Source organism: Sphingobium sp. CCH11-B1, from assembly GCF_001556865.1.
Lineage (GTDB): Bacteria > Pseudomonadota > Alphaproteobacteria > Sphingomonadales > Sphingomonadaceae > Sphingobium.
This window is the reverse complement of record NZ_LSJY01000001.1, coordinates 42,972-61,244: the sequence shown is the minus strand read 5'-3', so window position 1 is coordinate 61,244 and position 18,273 is coordinate 42,972. Positions and strand designations below refer to the sequence as shown.

Sequence of the window (18,273 nt, the reverse complement as noted above, 5' to 3'; positions counted from 1 at the left end):
ACCGGACTCGCCGGCCGCTAAAGCAGGATCATGACATTCGCCCTCAACATATCGCGGTCGATCAGCGGCCAGCCCTGGCGCTGGCGCGGGGCGCAGGCGGATGGCCGGGTGCCGACGAGCAGGCCCGACGATCTGGTGACGCAATTGCTGCTGGCGCGGGGCTGCGCGCGCGACGCGGTGGAGGCGCACCGTAACCCTACGATCCGCCAGTTCATGCCCGATCCCAGCCTGTTCCGCGACATGGACGCCGCGGCCGAACGGCTGGCCGACGCGGTGCAGGGGCAAGAGGATGTGCGCATCTTCGGCGATTATGACGTGGACGGCGCGACCAGCGCGGCGCTGCTCATCCGCGTGCTGCGCGATCTTGGCCTGCATGCCAGACCCTATATCCCCGACCGTCTGATGGAAGGATATGGCCCGTCGGGCGAGGCGCTGGTACGGCTGGCAGGCGAAGGGGCGACGCTGATCGTCACGGTCGATTGCGGTGCGCAGGCGTTCGAAGCGCTGTCGATGGCGCGGTCGACGGGCGTGGACGTCGTGGTGGTCGATCATCACAAATGCGCGACCCAGTTGCCCGATGCCTTCGCGCTGGTGAACCCCAACCGGCTGGACGAACATCCCGATGCCGCCTGTCACGGCCATCTGGCTGCGGTGGGCGTCGCCTTCCTGCTCAGCGCCGCGCTGGTGCGCGTGCTGCGCACGCGCGGCTGGTTCGCGAACCGGTCGGAGCCCGCGCTGATGGACCTGCTCGACATCGTCGCGCTGGGCACGGTGGCGGATGTGGCGCAGTTGAAGGGCCTCAACCGCGCTTTCGTGGCGCAGGGCCTCAAGGTCATGGCCCGTCGCCGCAATGTCGGCCTTTCCGCTTTGATCGATGCCAGCCGCCTGACCCGTCCGCCGCTGTGCCACGACCTGGGCTTCGCGCTGGGCCCCCGGATCAACGCCGGCGGCCGGGTGGGGCAGGCGGATCTTGGCGTGCGGTTGCTGACGACCGACGATCCGCTGGAGGCCGCGCGCATAGCGGCGCAACTCGACCATTATAATGAGGAACGCCGCGCGATCGAGGCGACGGTCCAGGAACAGGCGGAAGAAATGCTCGCGGCGCAGGGAAACCGCGCCGTCGCGGTGATTGCGGGCCCGGGCTGGCATCCCGGCGTCATCGGCATCGTCGCGGGCCGCATCAAGGAAAAGGCGGGTCGCCCCGCCATCGTGATCGCGCTGGACGAGGCAGGCGTGGGCAAGGGTTCGGGCCGGTCGATATCGGGCGTGGATCTGGGCGCGGCGGTGCTGGCGGCGAAGGACAGCGGCCTGCTGGTCGCGGGCGGCGGTCATGCGATGGCGGCGGGACTGACGGTGGCGGCGGACCGGATCGATGCGCTGGCCGATTATCTGGACGACCGGCTTTCGGCGGCGGTGGCCAAGGCGCGGGACGACCGCGCGCTTCTGATCGATGCGGTGCTCGCGCCGGCGGGCGTGAACCCGGATTTCGTCGCCGCGATAGACGAAGGCGGCCCCTATGGCGCGGGATGGCCCGCCCCGTTGATCGCCGCCGGGCCGATGCGGGTCGTGAAGGCCGATGTCGTGGGCAATGGTCATTTGCGCGCAGTGATGGCGGGCGACGATGGCCGGTCGATCAAGACCATCGCTTTCCGCCAGGCTGAAACCCAGCTTGGGCAGGCGATCCTCGGCGCGCCGCGTGACCGGCGGCTCTGGGTCGCGGGCAAGGCGAAGATCGATGATTGGGGCAGCCGTCCCGCCGCCGAACTGCATCTGGAGGATGCGGCCTGGGCCGATTGAGCCGGCGCGCAATTTTCTTACCAGCGGGGCTTGACCCTGCTCCCGTCTACTCGTAATTGCGCCCTCGCTTCACCGCGCTGCCACCGGCGGCGCGACGAACGGCCCCTTCGTCTAGCGGTTAGGACGCGGCCCTTTCACGGCTGAAACACGGGTTCGATTCCCGTAGGGGTCACCAGTCAAGCGACTTATCGCATTGTTTTTGCACGATGAATCTCTTTTCCGACCAAATCTGGGCCACAATCGTTCCCACATTTTTCGTGGGGCCTGATGGCATCTTTCGGAACATAACGGGACGGAATCAGCCCCTCCCCCGACCAGCTTCACATAAAATAGCCGTGCAGCGCATGGGGTATGAAAATCACCTGATTGTCGGTATGGAAACGCGAACTTAAGCGAAAGTCTATATTCGAGCGCGATGAACAAGCCTATCGCCATCGGAACTTTGGAAGGTCGCCTAAGCGGCCATTTGGCTGCGGCCCTCGCTAATCATCTTGTAAAGGCCGAAGGCTCGGCAGGCCCTGCCCGTAAGGGGGATACCTTTTGGCATAGCGCAATGACTGATTTCGAGTTCGCCCACGCGGCTCTTGAAGCGATCGGCGTCTTTCCACCTGGAAAGTGCCCCGATGGCCGAACCATAAATGTTTTCATCGTTGATGCGGAACAAATGCCAGATTTCCTTGCCACGCATGACGTGAGCAATTTGGTGCCGGAGATTCTCGAAGCGTTTGTTCGTGTGGCCTGCGGATATGGCGGCCTACCTGATCGTGGCAATTGGTTCACCTGCCCTGAAAAATGGGAGGTCGCGATGAAGTACCTCGCTCTTGTCGGGTATGCGGAACAAAGCGGCTCCCGGTTCCGCTGGACTGTAATGGTCAAGCCGGTGATGGTCGCGGCGCACCTTTGGGATGAGAAGGGACAGCCGCTAGATGAGTTAGCCGAAACCGAGTTTGAAGCCGAGGTAGAACGGGCGTGGCAGACCATGCCTGACACACTTCGCGAAGCTATCCGGTCCTCAAACATAGGCTTTATTGAGCTAGTGAAGGTTTTGGCGCTCAGTTGGAAGGATGAACGCTGGCATGATTTCAATCGAGATCAGCCTGTCGCGCTGACAGGACAGATACCGCTGGCTAATGCGCTGATAGAGCGAGCGCGAGCCTCATAGCCTCACACCGAAGAGATATGGCACGCGGCGGTTATCGCCTGATTTCCGCCGCCCATATCGGGAAGCTGGTTTTTGATCCGACGCTTGATATCATTCGCCGTATTGTTTTTGTACGCCGGAGGACAAATGCTGATCCTGATAACCGCTTTGCTCGTGGCGCAACAAGCTATGGCCGAACCCGAACAAACGGAAATCGTGGTTATCGGGCAAAGGTTGTCACATTGGTCGGGCAAATACGCAATCCGAGGGAGCAAGCTACGGTGCTCTACCAAAACATCGAGTGGCGACCGGGATATCGACGATCTTGGTTGCAGAGCGTTTGATGCCTGCGCGGATCAGTTGGCACCGCAAATCGCCGCAACTGATGAAAAATCGCTTTCGAGAGAAGTGCGTTTAACGATGAAGGAAAGCGTTAAGCGCGATCTTTCAGCCTGCGTCGCCGATAAACGAGTCATTTTAATACAAGAGCTTGCAAAGCAGCGCCAAGACGTTCCGGGTGAAAAGTCTAATTAGCGTTTGGATCCAATATTATTCTGGCAAAGTGACGTAGCATCGTTATTGGATTGCGACCATTGCCATATTGCCGTGAAGCGTCGAAAAACACATCAATTCTGGCCACGAGCCACGCGCGTCTGCTCTGATCAGGCAAATTCCGGCGTTGCGCGGTCCTGCTTCCGCCTGAACTGTCCGAATATCACTGTCGGATTGATAAGGTGGCCGACAATCGCGTTTTGAGGGTTTTCCGTCAGGGGCGAAAACCCCTGTTATCCAGCCTTGCCTTGCTCGCTCTCGCGCCGTTCGACTTCCCGCTCCAGCACTTCCCGAATGAAGGCTGCGCGGCGCTGCCGTCCGACGAGCTTGTCAATCCGCTCGCCGAGACCTTCGGGCAAGCGGATGTTGGTCGATTTCACGTTGAGCGGCGGCCTTCCCATTATTGCGTCGTAGCCGTGCATGACACCTGTTCAACCGGAACCAGATTAAGCGGTGCCGGTTATTGAACATTTCCTGCTTTTCAGGTTATAAGCGGTGCCGCTTAATATTCCCTGCGCGTCGGACGACGCTGCCGGGATGGCGAACCTAGGAGGCAGGCACATGATTTCATTCGATCCTCCATCCAGTGATTCGAAAGGCGGCACCTCACGCCGGGCGCTGCTGCGGGGACTGACCGCTACGCCGATCGCAGCATCAGTCATCGCTTCGCCCTGGGCGAAGGCGCTGACATTGCTTCACCAACGCTATGAGGACGAACCGGCAACGCTCGTTCGGACCAAGGCAGGCCGATCGTTGAGCCGTGACCGCTATAAAAGCGCCGAAATTTCCTTCTGCCCGATCGAGGCCGGTTTCTTTGCCGATTCCACCCGCGTGACGCTGCACACGGCAGGGGCAGTCGCCAAGCTGGCGCTGTGCGCTCATCTTCTGGATATAGGGTTCGCCGATGACTGGAATGCAGCGCATATCCGGCAGGATATTGCGAAGGCGCTGGCTTATGCCAACGCCACCGGGTTCGGGCATGACTGTCCCGACATGGCACGGCTTGCGGTCATTCTCACGCCCTACTGGAAATGGGGCTATCCGCATCTGATCGGCGACCCGCCGATGGATGATGGCGGGTTCACCCCTGATCGGGTTCGCACGCTCATGCGCGCCTTGCTCAACCGCATCGCGGATGTGACCGGACACCAGCGCCCAAAGGGCTGCGATGGCTTCCCTCGGAATGTGCGGTCATGATGCTGCCCACCGATGCCGATCATCTGCCCGTTCCCGACGAAGGCGCTTGTCGCTTTGCGGCACAGCCTTGAGCGGGGAACGGCACAACAGGCGGGAAATGCTTCTGCCCTTGCTGATTGCAACGCTGATGCATACGGCATTGATCGTGCCGCTTTCCATTCCCGGTTGCACCAACGCGACGGCAGGTGATGACGATGCTGCCGAACAACCGCAGCAGACCGAAAAACAGCAATCGACCTTCACCGTCGATATTGCTGACGAGCTTCGCATATTGCCGCGCACGCTGGATCATTCGCCCGACGCGATATGCGACCCCGGCGCGATCCCTGAATGGTATCGGTTCGACATCAGGGCCGGACCTGTCGGCGACCGTATCCGACAGGTCACGCGCCAGTCCCTTTATGGCGTGATGCTGGCTTCGGATTTTGTGGAGGGCAAATCGTCGCGCGCGCTGCATGGATGGTTTCGGCCTTATGACGCTGTGCGGCTTCTTGCGGGAGACGCTGGCCTATGCGCCGTCGATTGGGGCGATACGATCGGAATCCACCCTTGCTATGATAGCGAAGCGCCCATGAGCAGGGCAAGCGAACCGCTGGTGCGGCAGGAATGGAAGCCTCCCGTTTGCGCTCCGTCCAAGCCTGTGCCCCCGCCAGTATTGGTGGCATAGATGTTATCGGCTTGGCGCTTCCTGTTCCGCCTCGAACGCGCGCTTGCCTTTGCGCCGCCATAGGGCGCGCACGTTATCGCCTTCCTCGCCTCGCAACCTGTCCGCGACCGTGAGGAACGCGCCGTAGATTGTGGCGCGATCATCGTCGGTCAAATCGACCAGCCCGGCCTTGACGACGAGGCCGCCAAGCTCGATCAAGGTCCGCGTTCTCTCCCGCCGTTTCATGACCCATTTCCGCGTGTCGGTTCGCGCCTTGCTTGCCTCAATGCGATGCCGCGCCGCCTTCGAGCGGTAGAGCGCCTTCCGCGTGGCGTTCAGATCGCGGCGCAGGCTTGCGTTGCTTGCTGCGAAAGAAGGCCGCGCCCGCCTTGCGCCAGCCCTCCCTTGTCGCGGCATCCTGCATGGCTACGGCATCGAGTAGCGCGCCCGCGAGCAGATCGGTGTCGAGCGCATCAGCACCCGTAGCGGCAACCAACTCGCCAAGCTGGCGCACGCGGCGTTCCTTCAGCGCCTTGGCCTTATCGGCAAGGGCTTTCAGTTCCGTATCGAAATCGCGAGGTTTACGCATCACAGTCTCCATTCTTGTCTGATGGAGTGATTCTAGAGTATTGCTTTGCGTAGTGTAGTAGAGTCGCCGGGACGGAATGACATCGCCTAGTCCCTGCTCGGATTTTATTCGAGGAGGGCGCGCTTATACGTCGTGCCGACGTGCGCTTAAGGCAGTAAATGGATGATCGCTATGGCGATCTACCATTTCTCCGTTCAGGTCATCGGCCGCGCGCAAGGGCGCAGCGCCGTCGCGGCGGCGGCCTATCGCGCGGCCGAGCGCCTGCACGACGAGCGGCTGGACCGTGAGCATGACTTCACCAACAAAGCGGGCGTCGAGCATAGCGAAATCCTCTTGCCCGAAGGTGCGCCCGAACGCTTCACGGATCGCGCCACCCTCTGGAACGAGGTCGAGGCGACCGAGAAGCGCAAAGACGCGCAGCTATCCCGCGAGGTGGAGTTTTCCATTCCGCGCGAGATGAACCAGCAGCAGGGCGTCGCGCTCGCACAGGATTTCGTGCGCGCCGAGTTTGTCGATCGCGGCATGATCGCGGACCTGAATGTGCATTGGGATATTGACGCGGACGGCCAACCTAAACCCCATGCCCATGTCATGCTCACCATGCGCGAGGTGAACGAGCAGGGTTTCGGCGCGAAAGAACGCGACTGGAACCGCACGGAGTTGGTGGAACAGTGGCGCGAGCGTTGGGCCGATCACGTCAACGCGCGCCTTGCCGAACTGGATATTGATGCCCGCATAGATCACCGATCCTTGGAGGCGCAGGGCATCGAGCTTGAGCCGCAAGACAAGATCGGTCCCGCAGCTTCGCGCATGGGCGAGCGCGGGCTTGAGTCCGAGCGCATCGAGGATCACCGCGCCATCGCGCAGCGCAACGGCGAACGCATCATTGCCAATCCATCCTTGGCGCTCGATGCGATTACCCATCAGCAAGCCACGTTCACCAAGCGCGACGTGGCGATGTTCGTGCATCGCCACACGGACGGCAAGGAGCAATATGACCGGGCGATGAGCGCCGTTCGTGCGTCTCCCGATCTTGTCGCCTTGGGCAAGGACGGACGCGGCGAAGATCGTTTCACCAGTCGCGACATGATCGAGACCGAGCAACGGTTGCAGCGCGCCAGCGAATTGATGGCCGAGCGCGAGCGGCATCGCGTGGACGAGAAGGACCGCGCTGCCGCATTGGCGCAGGCCGAGCAGCGCGGGCTTTTGTTGACGGGCGAGCAGCGCGCGGCGTTCGAGCATGTGACCGGCGAGCGCGGCTTGAGCGTCGTCGTCGGCTATGCCGGGACCGGCAAGAGCGCGATGCTTGGCGTGGCGCGGGAGGCGTGGGAGCGCAGCGGGTTCGAGGTGCGCGGCGCGGCGCTGTCCGGCATCGCGGCGGAAGGGCTTGAGAACGGTTCGGGCATCGCGTCGCGCACCATCGCCAGCATGGAACATGGTTGGGCGCAGGGCCGCGACCTTCTGACTTCGCGCGATGTGCTGGTGATCGACGAGGCGGGCATGGTCGGCACGCGCCAGATGGAGCGCGTGCTGTCCCATGCCGCCGACGCGGGCGCAAAGGTCGTGCTGGTCGGCGACCCGCAGCAGTTGCAGGCCATCGAGGCGGGCGCGGCCTTCCGGGCGGTCCACGAACGGCATGGCGGCGTCGAGATTACGGAGGTTCGCCGCCAGCATGAAGGTTGGCAGCAGGTCGCCACCCGCCATCTTGCCACAGGGCGCACAGGCGAGGCGATACGGGCCTACACCGATCATGGCATGATCCACGCGGCCGAGACGCGCGAGCAGGCGCGGAGCGAGCTTGTCGAGCGTTGGGACCGCGAGCGCATCGCCACGCCTGATCAAACCCGGATCATCCTCACCCATACCAATGACGAGGTGCGCGAGTTGAACGAGGTGGCGCGCGACCGGATGCGGGCGGCGGGCGCGCTTGGCGATGACGTGTTGGTGAAGGCCGAGCGCGGCGCGCGGGCCTTCGCATCGGGCGACCGCATCATGTTCCTTCGCAACGAGCGCGGGCTTGAGGTCAAGAACGGCACGCTAGGCACCGTCGAGCAGGTCAACCAGCAGGGCATGACCGTCCGCACCGATGACGGGCGCTCCGTCGCGTTCGACATGAAGGATTACGCTCATGTGGATCATGGCTACGCGGCCACGATCCACAAGGCGCAGGGCATGAGCGTGGATCGCTCCCACATGCTCGCCACGCCGGGAATGGACCGGCACGGCTCCTATGTCGGCATGACGCGCCACCGCGAAGGCATGGCGCTTCACTATGGCCGCGACGATTTCAAGGACGACAGCAAGCTTGTCCGCATCCTGTCGCGCGAGCGCACCAAGGACATGGCGAGCGACTATGTGCGCGTCGAGCCAGTCCGTGACCCGGCGCAGCAGTTCGCGGAGCGGCGCGGTATCAGCTTTGGCGAGCGTGTCATGGAGATTGCCCGCGTCGGGGCGGAGAAGGCGCGCGGGATCTTCGATGGCTTGCGCCTCTCGCTTCCCGGTCAGGATCGGGCGGCACCGGCAATGCCGGAACGCCCGCGCGGCATCTTCGAGGGGCTGGATTTGAGCAGCGCACTGCCCAAGGCCGAGCGCGATCCGGCCCGCCAGCACCAGCGCGACCATCACCCGCAGCCCATGCGCGCCGGGGGCGTGCGCGGGGCGGTCGAGCGTTATGCAAGGGCATTGGATGCCATCCGGCAGACCCGCGCGCACGGCATCGACGCCATGCCCCACCAGCGCGAGGCGCTGGACCGGGCAAGGGAGACGCTGGACGCCATCCGGCCCAATGCTTCCACCGACCTGAACAGCGCGTTCCGGGGCGAGCCGGAACTGATCCGCGAGGCCGCGGAGGGGCGCGGCCAGGCCGCGCTACGGGCGATGAGCCAAGAGGCGGAATTGCGGGCCGATCCCTACAGCCGCGCAGACCGCTTCGTGGAGGGCTGGCAGCAGCTCCGGCAGGCGCAGGACGAGCTACGGCGCGACGGGGATTTCCGGGGCGCGAAGCGCGTCGGTCAGGAAATGGCCGGGATGGCGAAAAGCCTCGAACGCGATGCACAGGTGGAATCGCTGCTTTCCGGGAGGCGTCAGGAATTGGGCATCGACGTGGATATGGGCCGCAGCCTTACCCGTGATTTGTCGGACTCCGTGCCGTTCGATCATGGCCGCGACCTTGGCATGAGCCGATAGGAGAACGACATGGACGAAAAACGCTGGCCCAACGCCTTGCCTTACGAGCCGCCGCCGATGGACCCGGCGACACGGGCCTTCACCGAGCTTAAGGGCGAACTGGCGCTGCTTCGCCGCGCCATCGAGCATGTGTCCGCCGAGAAAGCGGACATAGAGATACCCGACTACAGCAACACCCTTGCCAAGCTGTCGAAATCGGTGATCGCTATCGAGAGCGCGCCCGCGCTGCAAATGACGCCGGATGAGTTCCAATCGCAGATCGAGGCGGCGGCGGCGCTGGCGCGGCGTGAGGATCAGGCCGCGATTGCCGAGTTGAAGCGCGAGCTTGCCGAGACCCGCCGCGATTTGCGCGCCACCATCGGCATCGCCACCACCATCGTCCAGCAGAAGCGAGAACGCTGGCGATGGGCTGGCGGCGGCTTCGTCGCCGGGTGTCTTTTATGGGCGGCGTTTCCCGGTTTTCTCGCGCGTATCGCGCCGACAGACTGGCATTGGCCCGAACGCCTCGCCGCACGCACCGTGCGCGAGCCGACGCTATGGCAGGCGGGAACCCGGATCATGCAGGCCGACAGCCCGCAGGCGTGGCAGTCGATAGCCGACGCGGCCGAACTACGCCGCGATAACCACGAAGCCATTGACGCTTGTGAGCAACAGGCCGTCAAGGCCAAGCAGCCGGTGCGATGCACGATCAGGGTGCGATATCGCCAACCGTGACCAGAGAGAGCGGGGCAAGCCCCGCGAAGCCGACCGGCCGCTACGGCGCTATATGGGAGCGCGCGGCCGGTCGGCTTAGCTACGCGCCAAGGGGTGACGGAAACCCCTGCAACCGGGGTTGTTGTGCATCCGGTCAATCCGGCGGCGTTTTTCGTTCAATCAGAACGCGGCGACGGTGCAGTAGGACCGGGCGAGCCAGCCATGCGCGGAATCATGTGATTTTCGTTAGGTTGAACGTCAGAAAAATCGACGAGAGTGGCTTCTGCTTGATCGCAGCCATCAAGCTGACATTAAGGGAGCCAATCTCGGAATCTGAGGAAGGATCGGAATAGTGCGAATTGTAATTTCGCTGCTGATTGCCGCCAGTTTGACGGCAGCGGCCCCTTCGCCAAAAGAAAGCTTTGTCGATGTTGCCGGTCCAAATGGCCCCCTAAAAGGCACAATGCTGTCTTCCGCAGATTCTGGCGCGCCTGTTGTTCTGATGATCCCCGGTTCCGGCCCGACTGATCGGGATGGCAATAATCCCATGGGGATCAAGGCAGCCTCGCTAAAGCTTCTGGCCGATGGTCTTGCTGCACAGGGAATTTCTACTGTCCGCATCGATAAGCGGGGCATGTTCGCAAGTGCTGCCGCCATTCCGGACCCAAATTCCGTGACGATAGACGACTATGCAACCGATATTCAAACTTGGGTAAATTCGATCCGTCAAAAGACAGGCGTTAAATGTGTGTGGCTGTTAGGTCATAGTGAAGGCGGACTTGTTGCTCTTCGCGCGGGGCAATCACCAAAGGATGTTTGCGGTCTAATTCTTGTCTCCACGCCGGGCCGACCTATTGGAACGATCATGCGAGAACAATTTAAAGCTAATCCAGCGAATGCACCCATCCTGGACCAAGCTAACGCTGCCATCTCAGAACTCGAAGCGGGGAGACATGTCGATGTGACCCAATTCAATCCAGCCCTTCGAGGACTCTTTCGAACGAACGTCCAGAACTTCTTAATCAACGAGATGTCGCTAAATCCCTCAACCTTGGTTGCCTCTTATCGCGGTCCGGTCCTGATTTTGCAGGGAAGCAAAGACATTCAGGTCGGCATCCAAGATGCCGAGTTGCTCAAAAAGTCAAAACCTGACGCGCAGATGATATTGCTGCCCAACACCAATCACGTGCTTAAGCTTGTTGCATCCGACGACCGCGCAGCTAACGTTGCGACTTACGCTGATCCAAGCTTACCCCTTGCGCCGGATGTCGTGCCTGCGGTCGCAAAGTTTATAAAGTCTCATGGGTGATGAGATCAGGAGTGCGCGGCAAACAGGCGCCTCGCGGCAGGTGAATGCGCCGATCAGCAAACGCCAATGCTAGGCGTTCGGGCTTTGCCAGCACCGGATAAGATCGCTCTGGACTACAATGATCTGTCGCCCCAACGCCAGCGCCATCCGCCTTCGGTTTTCAAGGCGCAGATAGCGATGAGGGCAATAATCGCTGGGGCATCAACGATCGACTTCTTCCATCCCGGCAATTCGGCGGCAGCTACGACCACAACCAGAAAGAATGCCGCAAGGACGGCCCAGCCCTCCCATGAGATCGGCAGTCCGGAGCCGTATCCATAACGCTTTGCCGCAAACCACGCCTTCGATGATCTTGTCGCCATCTCGACAAACTCCTTCAATCCAGAAACCCGCATCCTGCGCAGAAGGTTCACGACAAACAGGCGATTACCGCCATACGCTGGCGTCACCATCCCAATTCCGCGTGTGATCCCAGCCGCACAAGCTGCAAGGTGTCCTCGTCAGGCTTGCGGTAAATCAGCACGAGGTCCGGCTTGATGTGGCAATCGCGATGGTCGCGCCAATCGCCGGTCAGCGCATGGTCGCGGTGGCGCGGTTCAAGCGGCTCGTCATTCGCCAGAGCCTCAATGACGGGGATCAACGCATCGTCCAGCGTCTTGGCGTGCTGCCCCTTCTTCTCCCGCTTGTAGTCGCGCTTGAACCGCCCGAAGCGTTCAATCGTCCGCATTTAGGTCGGCCATCAGGTCGGCCACCGTGGCAAACCGCTTGCCCTTCCCCTCACGCGCTTCCTTCATGGCCTCGATCGTCTCGGCATTGGGCACTAGCGGCTCGAACGGCAGCGCCTTATCGCGCGCAACGCGGGTGAGCAAGAGGCGCACGGCATCAGAGACGGTAAGCCCCATCGCCGCCAGCACGGTCGCGGCTTCCGCCTTCACGGCTCCGTCGATTCGGGTCTGGACAAGTGCGTTCGCTGCCATGTTGATTTCCTTTCTGCATGACGATGTAATGCAATGAGGTGCAAAATGCAATTCTGACGACTGCCGAAAACGACTGATTTTGTGCCTTTGAGACTATGTTGGCCGCGAGCGGCACTGTAGTGCCTCCCCCTCTTGCGTGGCGGGATAAAGCGATACAGCATGAGTTCGTGGCAATGGCGGGCCACCTTCAAGAAAGGCTCCGCCATGTCATGCGAATCGGAAATCCGCCAAGTTCATCGGGTCGCATGTCTTGCCAGCAAGCCGCGTGATGGCGTGGCTTATTTGTCACGGTCGCTAAAGAAACGTGCAAGTATAGGCCGCCAATTACCGCCATTAGCCGCTGTCCACCGCCATACGCCACCGTTTCCCATAGTGCGCCGCCGTTTCCCACAGCTTCCTACACTTAGACCACCGTGAGCCACATCTTCGTCATATCTCGGCCGGGGCGCTCTTGCGCTATGAATCCGGGCCGTCAATTCTGTTCGTAGGGGGATTGTGCCAACGTCAAAACCGAAAGTCACCTCAATGCCCGACCATGAAAGGATTATCCGTCTCAAGACCGTGCTGACCCGCACCGGCCTTTCCCGCTCCACCCTCTACCGCAAGATCGCGGACGGGACATTCCCCCGGCAAGTGTCGATCAGCATCCACGGCGCTGGCTGGCATGAATCTGCCGTCCAACGCTGGATCGCCAATCCCGCCGCCTATCGCGCCGATGAAGCCGGAAGGGTCGCCCATGACCGCGCCCCCTCCTCCTGATCCGATCTGCGTCCGCGTCAATGACGCGGCCCGCATGATCGGTGTCGGCCGGACCAAGCTCTATGAGTTGATCGCGGCCGGTGAAGTCGAGACGGTGAAGCTCGGCAAGTCCACCCGCATCACCACCGCCAGCCTGCATGACCTCATCAGGCGGCAGCGCGGAGCGGCATAGGCTCGGACGCCGTGGCGGCGGCGTCCCTGCTTTCCTTCGCGGGCACCCTGTCCAGATACTCGGCCCAACGCGCCATCAGGCTGCGCCGCTTCTCGAAAAAGTCGGTGCGCCGATAGGCGGCCTCGACCTTATTGGGTAGCTTGTGCGCCAACGCCTTGTCGGCAACCTCTTTGGGGAAGCGCGTCCGTTCCGATGACCAGTCGGTAAAGGCCGACCGGAAGCCGTGGACGGTCACGCCCTTAATGCCGTCATCCCGTAGCAGCTTGGTCATGGTCATGTCGCTTATGGCCTTTTCCCCGTCATTGCTGAACACAAGCCCGGTGCCGCTGCTCCGCTCCTTCCACCGTTTGCGGAGCAGCGCCACGGCGGGCGCGGACAACGGCACGACATGGGTTTCGCCCGCCTTCATGCGCTCGCCCGGAATGGTCCAGATAGCCTTGTCCAAGTCGAACTCTGTCCACACGGCAAAGCGCGTCTCGTTGGAGCGCACGGCATTGTAAATGGTGAAGCGCAGCGCGTCGCGCCCGGTCGTGGGCGAGGCCGCCGCCAGCTTCGCTATGAGCGCCGGAACATCGGCATAGGGCATCGCTTCCAGATGGCCGCCCTTGTCCACCTGACGGGGAAGCCCCTTGCGGACGGAGCGCAACGATACCTCGCCGGGAAGCCATCCCTTGATATGGGCGAAGTCCAGCACCGCGCCGATGCGTTGCAATATGCGTCGCGCCGTGTCGGGTATCTCAAGCCAGATGGGCGACAGCACCTCGACCACCGCCGCGCTGTCCACCTGATCCACCGGCCGGGTTCCGACCATCGGAAAGACATGGTTCTCAAGGCTGGAAATCCAGTTGGCATGACGCCGGTTCTTCCAGCCCTCTTTCAACGCCTCGTAGCAATCACGCGCCGCCGTCTCGAAGCTCGGCACCACCTTGCGCGCCTTGCGCCGCTCCGCGACCGGATCGGCTCCCTCGCGGACCTGACGACGCAGCGCCGCCGCCGCGTCGCGCGCTTCGGCAAGCGATACGTCCAGCGCCGATCCCAAGCCATAGTCGCGCCGCCTGCCATCCTTCTGCATCCGCAGAACCCACGTCCGCGCACCGCTCGGTTTCACCAGCAGGCAAAGCCCCCGGCCATCGACATGGCGACCGGGCTTCGCGTTCTTCACCTTCAATGCTGTCAGTGCCATCGGTTCGGTTCCCTGTTTGGGCATTGCGGGCGTTCCCACACTTTCGCGCGGCAAACGGTCCCACAATCGTTCCCACATTTTGAGCCAAATTCAGGCAAATCAGGGCGACCGACCGCGAACACATTACAACATAAATCACTGATTTTACAGTGTAGTTAGGGACACCCTGAGCTTGCTTGACACAAAAGTTCTACACTCGTAGGGGTCACCATCTGCCGATGGTCCATTGCATCGCTCCCGCCAAGCCGGTGAGCGACGCGGCAAAAGCCAGTCTTTTCAGCCCCGGATGAACAACCCGCGCAGCCATTGCGGCTTGCGGCGGCTCGCCATGCGCCAGTCCGGTGCTTCGATCGCCTCTTCGCCATCGTCGCTGCGCGGGTCGATCGACCTTACCCGCGCGCGTTTGAAGGCGGGCTTGTCGAACGTCACCAGCGTCAGTCCATGCACAAGCGCGGTTGCCGCGATCAGGGCGTCGCGCTCCCCCTCGATCATGATCTCGCCGCGCTTGCCGGCGACGGCGGCATCGATGGCCAGGACATGCCCGTCGAACACGGGCAGGACCTGCGTGTCGATCCACTGGCGCAGCGCCGTGGCCACGCCTTGGCCCTTGCGCGCGGCGCGGGCATGCATGCCTTCCAATTCCGCGATGGTCAGCGCGGAAATGAAGAGCCTGTCGCGGGACGTCCGCGCCGCCCAGGCGGCGGCGCCGGCCTCGCCCCCGCGGGACCGCGATCCATACAGGTCCAACAGGATTGACGTGTCGAGCAGGAACATTACCAGCGCCGCGCCGCGTCGGGATTGATGTCGGGCGCGCCGGCCGGAGCCGCGAGCAGATCGACGATGCTCTCCTGCTCCCCTGTCAATTGCCGGAACATCGCGACGCTCATCAACACATGGGTTGGCCGCCCACGATCAGTGACGAACAGCGGTTCGCTGCGCGCGATTCGCTTCGCAGCACTGACATCCTGATTGAATTCCCGGCTGGTCATGACCTTCATCGTGGCTGTCCATCAGGTAAAATGATTGCGCTATCTTGTGCCTACATTACTACATTGTGGGCTCGGCGCAACAGATGCGTCGCGCGGGGAGGAAATCGCGCGGGCGAGCGGATTTAAAGGTTGCGTCGCCCGCCGCTGCTGCGCTCCTCTTCCTCCCGAAAGATGCCGCAGCCGGGCACGACAAGGATAAAGACAGGGGGATGGAATGAACTTGCTGCAACAGGCATGGCTGGCGTTGACGGACGTGCTCAACCCACACGGTCCTGCGGCGAACAGCGTGAACAGCTATGCTCCGTCCGATTTCAGCATTCATTTCTTCCTGCAGCTGACGGTCATCATCCTGACCTGCCGCGCCGTCGGCTGGCTGGCCCGCCGCTATCTCAAACAGCCGCAAGTGGTGGGCGAGATGATTGCCGGCGTGCTGCTCGGCCCATCCCTGTTGGGGCTGTTTCTTCCCGGCGTTCAGGACGCGATCTTTCCCAAGGACACGCGCAACGTGCTGTATGTCGGGGCGCAACTGGGTGTGGGCCTCTACATGTTCATGGTAGGGCTCACCTTGCGGCTGGACCATTTCAAATCGAAAGCCAAAAGTGCGGCGGCGGTGTCGGCGGCGGGCATCCTTGCCCCGTTTCTGCTGGCGATTCCGCTGGCGCCGGTCCTGATGGGCGTGGCTGGCCTGTTCACCCCTGGGATCAGCCAGGCGAACGCGACCTTGTTCCTTGGCGCATGCATCGCGCTGACCGCCTTTCCCATGCTGGCGCGCATCATCAATGAAAACGGCCTGGCCAACTCGTCGCTCGGCACGCTGGCGCTGACGGCAGGCGCATTCGACGATGCGACGTCCTGGTGCGTGCTGGCGATCGTTCTGGCGACCTTCGGGGCGGGTGCGGGCGTGGCCGTGATCGCGATCGGCGGCGCTGTTCTTTACGGGGGCTTCATGCTGCTGTTCGGCCGCCGGCTGCTCGCGCCGCTGGGGGAGGCGGTCGAACGCAAGGGCGAAATGAGCATGCAGGTGCTGGCCATCACGATGATGCTGTTCTGCCTGTCGGCGTTCCTGATGGATGCGATCGGCATCCATGCCATATTCGGCGGCTTCCTGATGGGCGTGTGCATGCCGCGCGGGCGGTTCGTCGAGGAATTGAAGCAGAAGGTGGAGCCGATCGCGGTCGTCCTGTTGCTGCCGATGTTCTTTACCTATTCGGGACTCAATACGCGGATGGACATGGTCAATTCGGTCAGCCTGCTGCTGATCGCGCTGGTCGTGCTGCTCGTGTCGATCCTGGCGAAATTCGGCGCCTGCTATGCCGCGGCGCGACTGACCGGGGAAGATAACCGCACCGCGCTCGGCATCGGCGCTCTCATGAATTCGCGCGGGCTGATGGAACTCATCATCATCAACATCGGCCTGCAGAAGGGCATTATCGGCCCGACGCTCTTTTCGATGCTGGTGCTGATGGCGATCATCACGACGGTGATGGCGACCCCGCTGTTCGAGGCCGTCTATGGCCGCAAGGCGCGTCGCGATGGCGCACTGGACGCGGACGGGGGGCAGCGGCTGGCGGCCGTCTGACGCGTCAGCCGTTGATCTGACGGATCAGCGTGCGGTGGGGCGGCAGGTCCTGCATCGCCTGCTCGCCATATTGGCGGATCTGCGCAAACAACCTTTGCGCTGCGATGTCCGGCATGTCGCTTCGGCCAGGCGCGGCCTCGGTTTCGAAGCCCATGCCGTAGAGAATATATTGATAGTTGAAATAGGCGAAGCTTTCGAGATCCAGCAGAAAGTCGAAGCGGCTGGGTGGCCGGTGACGCCATTGCCGCAGCATCTCCCGCAGGCTGTCAGGGATCGACGCGGGATCGGCATTGTCGCGCCAGAAAAGCTCCTCTCGCCGGCTGAGGCAGTAATGGAGCTTCAGAAAATCCACGATGCGTTCGTAGCGGCCGGCGATCAGCCGATTGAATCGGGCCGCGGGTGCATCCACTGGCCCGGTCATGGGCAGCAGTTCCGCGATCATGGCGACGGCCGCCTCGATCATCAGGATGCCCGTGGATTCCAGCGGTTCCAGGAAGCCGCCCGAAAGCCCCACCGCCACGCAATTGCCCATCCATTGCCGCGCGCGATAGCCCGGCTCGAACGGGATGATGCGGGCGGCATAGGCATCATGGCCAATATAGAGCCTTAGCTGCCGTGCCGCCTCTTCATCGTCCATATGGGCGGACGAATAGACGCAGCCGATGCCCCGCGCGCTTTCCAGCCCGATGTCCCAGGTCCAGCCGGCGCCATGAGCGGCCGCGATGGTGACGCTTTCGATCGGCGCATCAGGATCGGCGTAGGGAATCTTGCACGCAAGCGCGCGATCGGTGAAGAGGATGTGCCGTACGGAAGTGAAGTCCGCCTTCAGCGCTTCGCCGATCAGAGCAGCGCGAAAGCCGGTGCAGTCGATATAGAGGTCGGCTTCCAACAGGCCATGCTCGCGCGTGACGACCCGCGCGATGCCGCCGGTGCCGTCCGGCTCGACGCCCGTCAGCATTCCTTCGGCATGGCGGACGCCCAGTTCCACCGCCCGGCGGCGCAGCAGGGCCGCGAATTTCCCGGCATCGAAATGATAGGCATAATCGAGCGGACCCGAATAGCCGCTTTCATTGCGCGTCTTGGGCGCGCGTCCCGCAATCGCCACGCCATGCTGGATCGTGGCCGCCTGTGCGAAGGCCGGCCGGGACCGGGCGTCCTGTTTCAGCCAGTCGGGAACGACATTGGCCTGATCGGCCTGGAAGGGGGCATCGAACGGGTGGAGATACTGGTGGCGGCTGCCGTCCGGCAGGGGTGCGTGCAGCCAGTCGTCGAACCTTATCCCCTGCTTGAAGGTGGCCGAACTGGCGCGGATGAAAGCATGTTCCTCGATGCCCAGAAAGTCGAGCGTTCCCCGGATGGTGGGGAACGTCCCTTCGCCGACGCCTATGATGCCCAGGTCCGGTGATTCGAGCAGGGTGATGTCGACTTGCCCGGTGCCATCGAAGAAGCGCGCGAGATAGGCGGCAGTCAGCCATCCGGCCGTTCCCCCTCCCACGATCAGGAT

Annotated in this window: 21 protein-coding genes and 1 tRNA gene; 12 read left to right on the top strand and 10 right to left on the bottom strand. The window is 62.5% G+C overall.

Translation table 11 applies throughout. From position 1 onward, the window contains the following. The first annotated feature begins 30 nt into the window (after window positions 1-30). The 4 genes from recJ (at window position 31) to AX724_RS23205 (ending at window position 3,472) form a co-directional block, all read left to right on the top strand. Window positions 31-1,797, top strand: coding sequence for a single-stranded-DNA-specific exonuclease RecJ (gene recJ / locus AX724_RS00325; RefSeq protein WP_066762194.1), 1,767 nt, complete (start codon window positions 31-33; stop codon window positions 1,795-1,797). Window positions 1,798-1,897: 100 nt separating this feature from the next. Further along, window positions 1,898-1,972, top strand: a tRNA-Glu gene (locus tag AX724_RS00320). Window positions 1,973-2,212: 240 nt separating this feature from the next. After that, complete coding sequence (locus AX724_RS23210; protein WP_156447960.1) at window positions 2,213-2,959, top strand: hypothetical protein; 747 nt, start codon at window positions 2,213-2,215, stop codon at window positions 2,957-2,959. Between the two features lie 126 nt (window positions 2,960-3,085). Then, window positions 3,086-3,472 carry a hypothetical protein gene (locus AX724_RS23205; RefSeq protein WP_156447959.1) on the top strand — a complete coding sequence of 129 codons (387 nt, stop codon included), beginning with the start codon at window positions 3,086-3,088 and terminating at the stop codon, window positions 3,470-3,472. A 251-nt stretch (window positions 3,473-3,723) separates the two neighbouring features. On the opposite strand, the gene AX724_RS23200 is transcribed toward AX724_RS23205, so the two are convergent. Continuing rightward, window positions 3,724-3,912 (bottom strand): hypothetical protein, encoded by a 189-nt coding sequence (locus AX724_RS23200; protein ID WP_156447958.1) that lies wholly within the window; start codon window positions 3,910-3,912, stop codon window positions 3,724-3,726. A gap of 139 nt (window positions 3,913-4,051) precedes the next feature. On the opposite strand from AX724_RS23200, the gene AX724_RS00305 reads away from it, so the two are divergent. Both AX724_RS00305 and AX724_RS00300 read left to right on the top strand, forming a co-directional pair. Then, window positions 4,052-4,687 (top strand): hypothetical protein, encoded by a 636-nt coding sequence (locus AX724_RS00305; protein ID WP_066762187.1) that lies wholly within the window; start codon window positions 4,052-4,054, stop codon window positions 4,685-4,687. 127 nt (window positions 4,688-4,814) lie between these two features. Then, window positions 4,815-5,354, top strand: a complete 540-nt coding sequence (locus AX724_RS00300) for a hypothetical protein (protein WP_197421432.1) — start codon at window positions 4,815-4,817, stop codon at window positions 5,352-5,354. Window positions 5,355-5,357: 3 nt separating this feature from the next. On the opposite strand, the gene AX724_RS00295 is transcribed toward AX724_RS00300, so the two are convergent. Next, window positions 5,358-5,579 (bottom strand): conjugal transfer protein TraD, encoded by a 222-nt coding sequence (locus AX724_RS00295; protein ID WP_066762183.1) that lies wholly within the window; start codon window positions 5,577-5,579, stop codon window positions 5,358-5,360. Between the two features lie 37 nt (window positions 5,580-5,616). Next, window positions 5,617-5,922, bottom strand: a complete 306-nt coding sequence (locus AX724_RS00290; RefSeq protein ID WP_066762180.1) for a conjugal transfer protein TraD — start codon at window positions 5,920-5,922, stop codon at window positions 5,617-5,619. Window positions 5,923-6,093: 171 nt separating this feature from the next. Between AX724_RS00290 and traA the strand changes: the two genes are divergently transcribed. The 3 genes from traA (at window position 6,094) to AX724_RS00275 (ending at window position 11,110) form a co-directional block, all read left to right on the top strand. Beyond that, window positions 6,094-9,108 (top strand): Ti-type conjugative transfer relaxase TraA, encoded by a 3,015-nt coding sequence (traA, locus tag AX724_RS00285; protein ID WP_066762347.1) that lies wholly within the window; start codon window positions 6,094-6,096, stop codon window positions 9,106-9,108. 9 nt (window positions 9,109-9,117) lie between these two features. Continuing rightward, window positions 9,118-9,822, top strand: coding sequence for a DUF6118 family protein (locus tag AX724_RS00280; protein WP_066762178.1), 705 nt, complete (start codon window positions 9,118-9,120; stop codon window positions 9,820-9,822). Window positions 9,823-10,153: 331 nt separating this feature from the next. After that, window positions 10,154-11,110: an alpha/beta hydrolase gene (locus tag AX724_RS00275; RefSeq protein WP_231736418.1), complete on the top strand. Its 957-nt coding sequence runs from the start codon at window positions 10,154-10,156 to the stop codon at window positions 11,108-11,110. Window positions 11,111-11,223: 113 nt separating this feature from the next. Here AX724_RS00275 and AX724_RS00270 read toward each other — a convergent pair whose 3' ends face one another. Genes AX724_RS00270 through AX724_RS00260 form a run of 3 tightly spaced genes read right to left on the bottom strand, consistent with a single transcriptional unit; the run spans window position 11,224 to window position 12,087 of the window. Then, window positions 11,224-11,562 (bottom strand): hypothetical protein, encoded by a 339-nt coding sequence (locus AX724_RS00270; protein ID WP_231736417.1) that lies wholly within the window; start codon window positions 11,560-11,562, stop codon window positions 11,224-11,226. Continuing rightward, window positions 11,556-11,837 (bottom strand): type II toxin-antitoxin system YafQ family toxin, encoded by a 282-nt coding sequence (locus AX724_RS00265; protein ID WP_066762171.1) that lies wholly within the window; start codon window positions 11,835-11,837, stop codon window positions 11,556-11,558. Before AX724_RS00265 ends, AX724_RS00270 begins: the two co-directional genes overlap by 7 nt. After that, complete coding sequence (locus tag AX724_RS00260) at window positions 11,824-12,087, bottom strand: type II toxin-antitoxin system RelB/DinJ family antitoxin (RefSeq protein WP_066762168.1); 264 nt, start codon at window positions 12,085-12,087, stop codon at window positions 11,824-11,826. The genes AX724_RS00265 and AX724_RS00260 overlap by 14 nt, the downstream gene beginning before the upstream one ends. A 525-nt stretch (window positions 12,088-12,612) precedes the next feature. Between AX724_RS00260 and AX724_RS00255 the strand changes: the two genes are divergently transcribed. Both AX724_RS00255 and AX724_RS00250 read left to right on the top strand, forming a co-directional pair. Next, entirely contained in the window at window positions 12,613-12,846 is a 234-nt protein-coding gene (locus AX724_RS00255) for a helix-turn-helix transcriptional regulator (protein ID WP_066762165.1), read from the top strand. Beyond that, window positions 12,824-13,018 carry a helix-turn-helix domain-containing protein gene (locus AX724_RS00250; RefSeq protein ID WP_066762163.1) on the top strand — a complete coding sequence of 65 codons (195 nt, stop codon included), beginning with the start codon at window positions 12,824-12,826 and terminating at the stop codon, window positions 13,016-13,018. The genes AX724_RS00255 and AX724_RS00250 overlap by 23 nt, the downstream gene beginning before the upstream one ends. On the opposite strand, the gene AX724_RS00245 is transcribed toward AX724_RS00250, so the two are convergent. The 3 genes from AX724_RS00245 to AX724_RS00235 form a co-directional block, all read right to left on the bottom strand. Further along, entirely contained in the window at window positions 12,993-14,201 is a 1,209-nt protein-coding gene (locus AX724_RS00245; protein WP_066762158.1) for a tyrosine-type recombinase/integrase, read from the bottom strand. The genes AX724_RS00250 and AX724_RS00245 overlap by 26 nt on opposite strands. Before the next feature lie 276 nt (window positions 14,202-14,477). Continuing rightward, window positions 14,478-14,975 carry a PIN domain-containing protein gene (locus tag AX724_RS00240; RefSeq protein ID WP_066762155.1) on the bottom strand — a complete coding sequence of 166 codons (498 nt, stop codon included), beginning with the start codon at window positions 14,973-14,975 and terminating at the stop codon, window positions 14,478-14,480. Next, on the bottom strand, window positions 14,975-15,199 hold the full coding sequence (locus tag AX724_RS00235) for a type II toxin-antitoxin system prevent-host-death family antitoxin (protein ID WP_066762152.1): 225 nt from the start codon (window positions 15,197-15,199) through the stop codon (window positions 14,975-14,977). The genes AX724_RS00240 and AX724_RS00235 overlap by 1 nt, the downstream gene beginning before the upstream one ends. Window positions 15,200-15,404: 205 nt before the next feature. On the opposite strand from AX724_RS00235, the gene AX724_RS00230 reads away from it, so the two are divergent. Continuing rightward, window positions 15,405-16,769, top strand: a complete 1,365-nt coding sequence (locus AX724_RS00230; protein ID WP_066762150.1) for a cation:proton antiporter — start codon at window positions 15,405-15,407, stop codon at window positions 16,767-16,769. Between the two features lie 4 nt (window positions 16,770-16,773). Here AX724_RS00230 and AX724_RS00225 read toward each other — a convergent pair whose 3' ends face one another. Next, complete coding sequence (locus tag AX724_RS00225; RefSeq protein WP_331711401.1) at window positions 16,774-18,264, bottom strand: tryptophan halogenase family protein; 1,491 nt, start codon at window positions 18,262-18,264, stop codon at window positions 16,774-16,776. Window positions 18,265-18,273 lie beyond the last annotated feature (9 nt).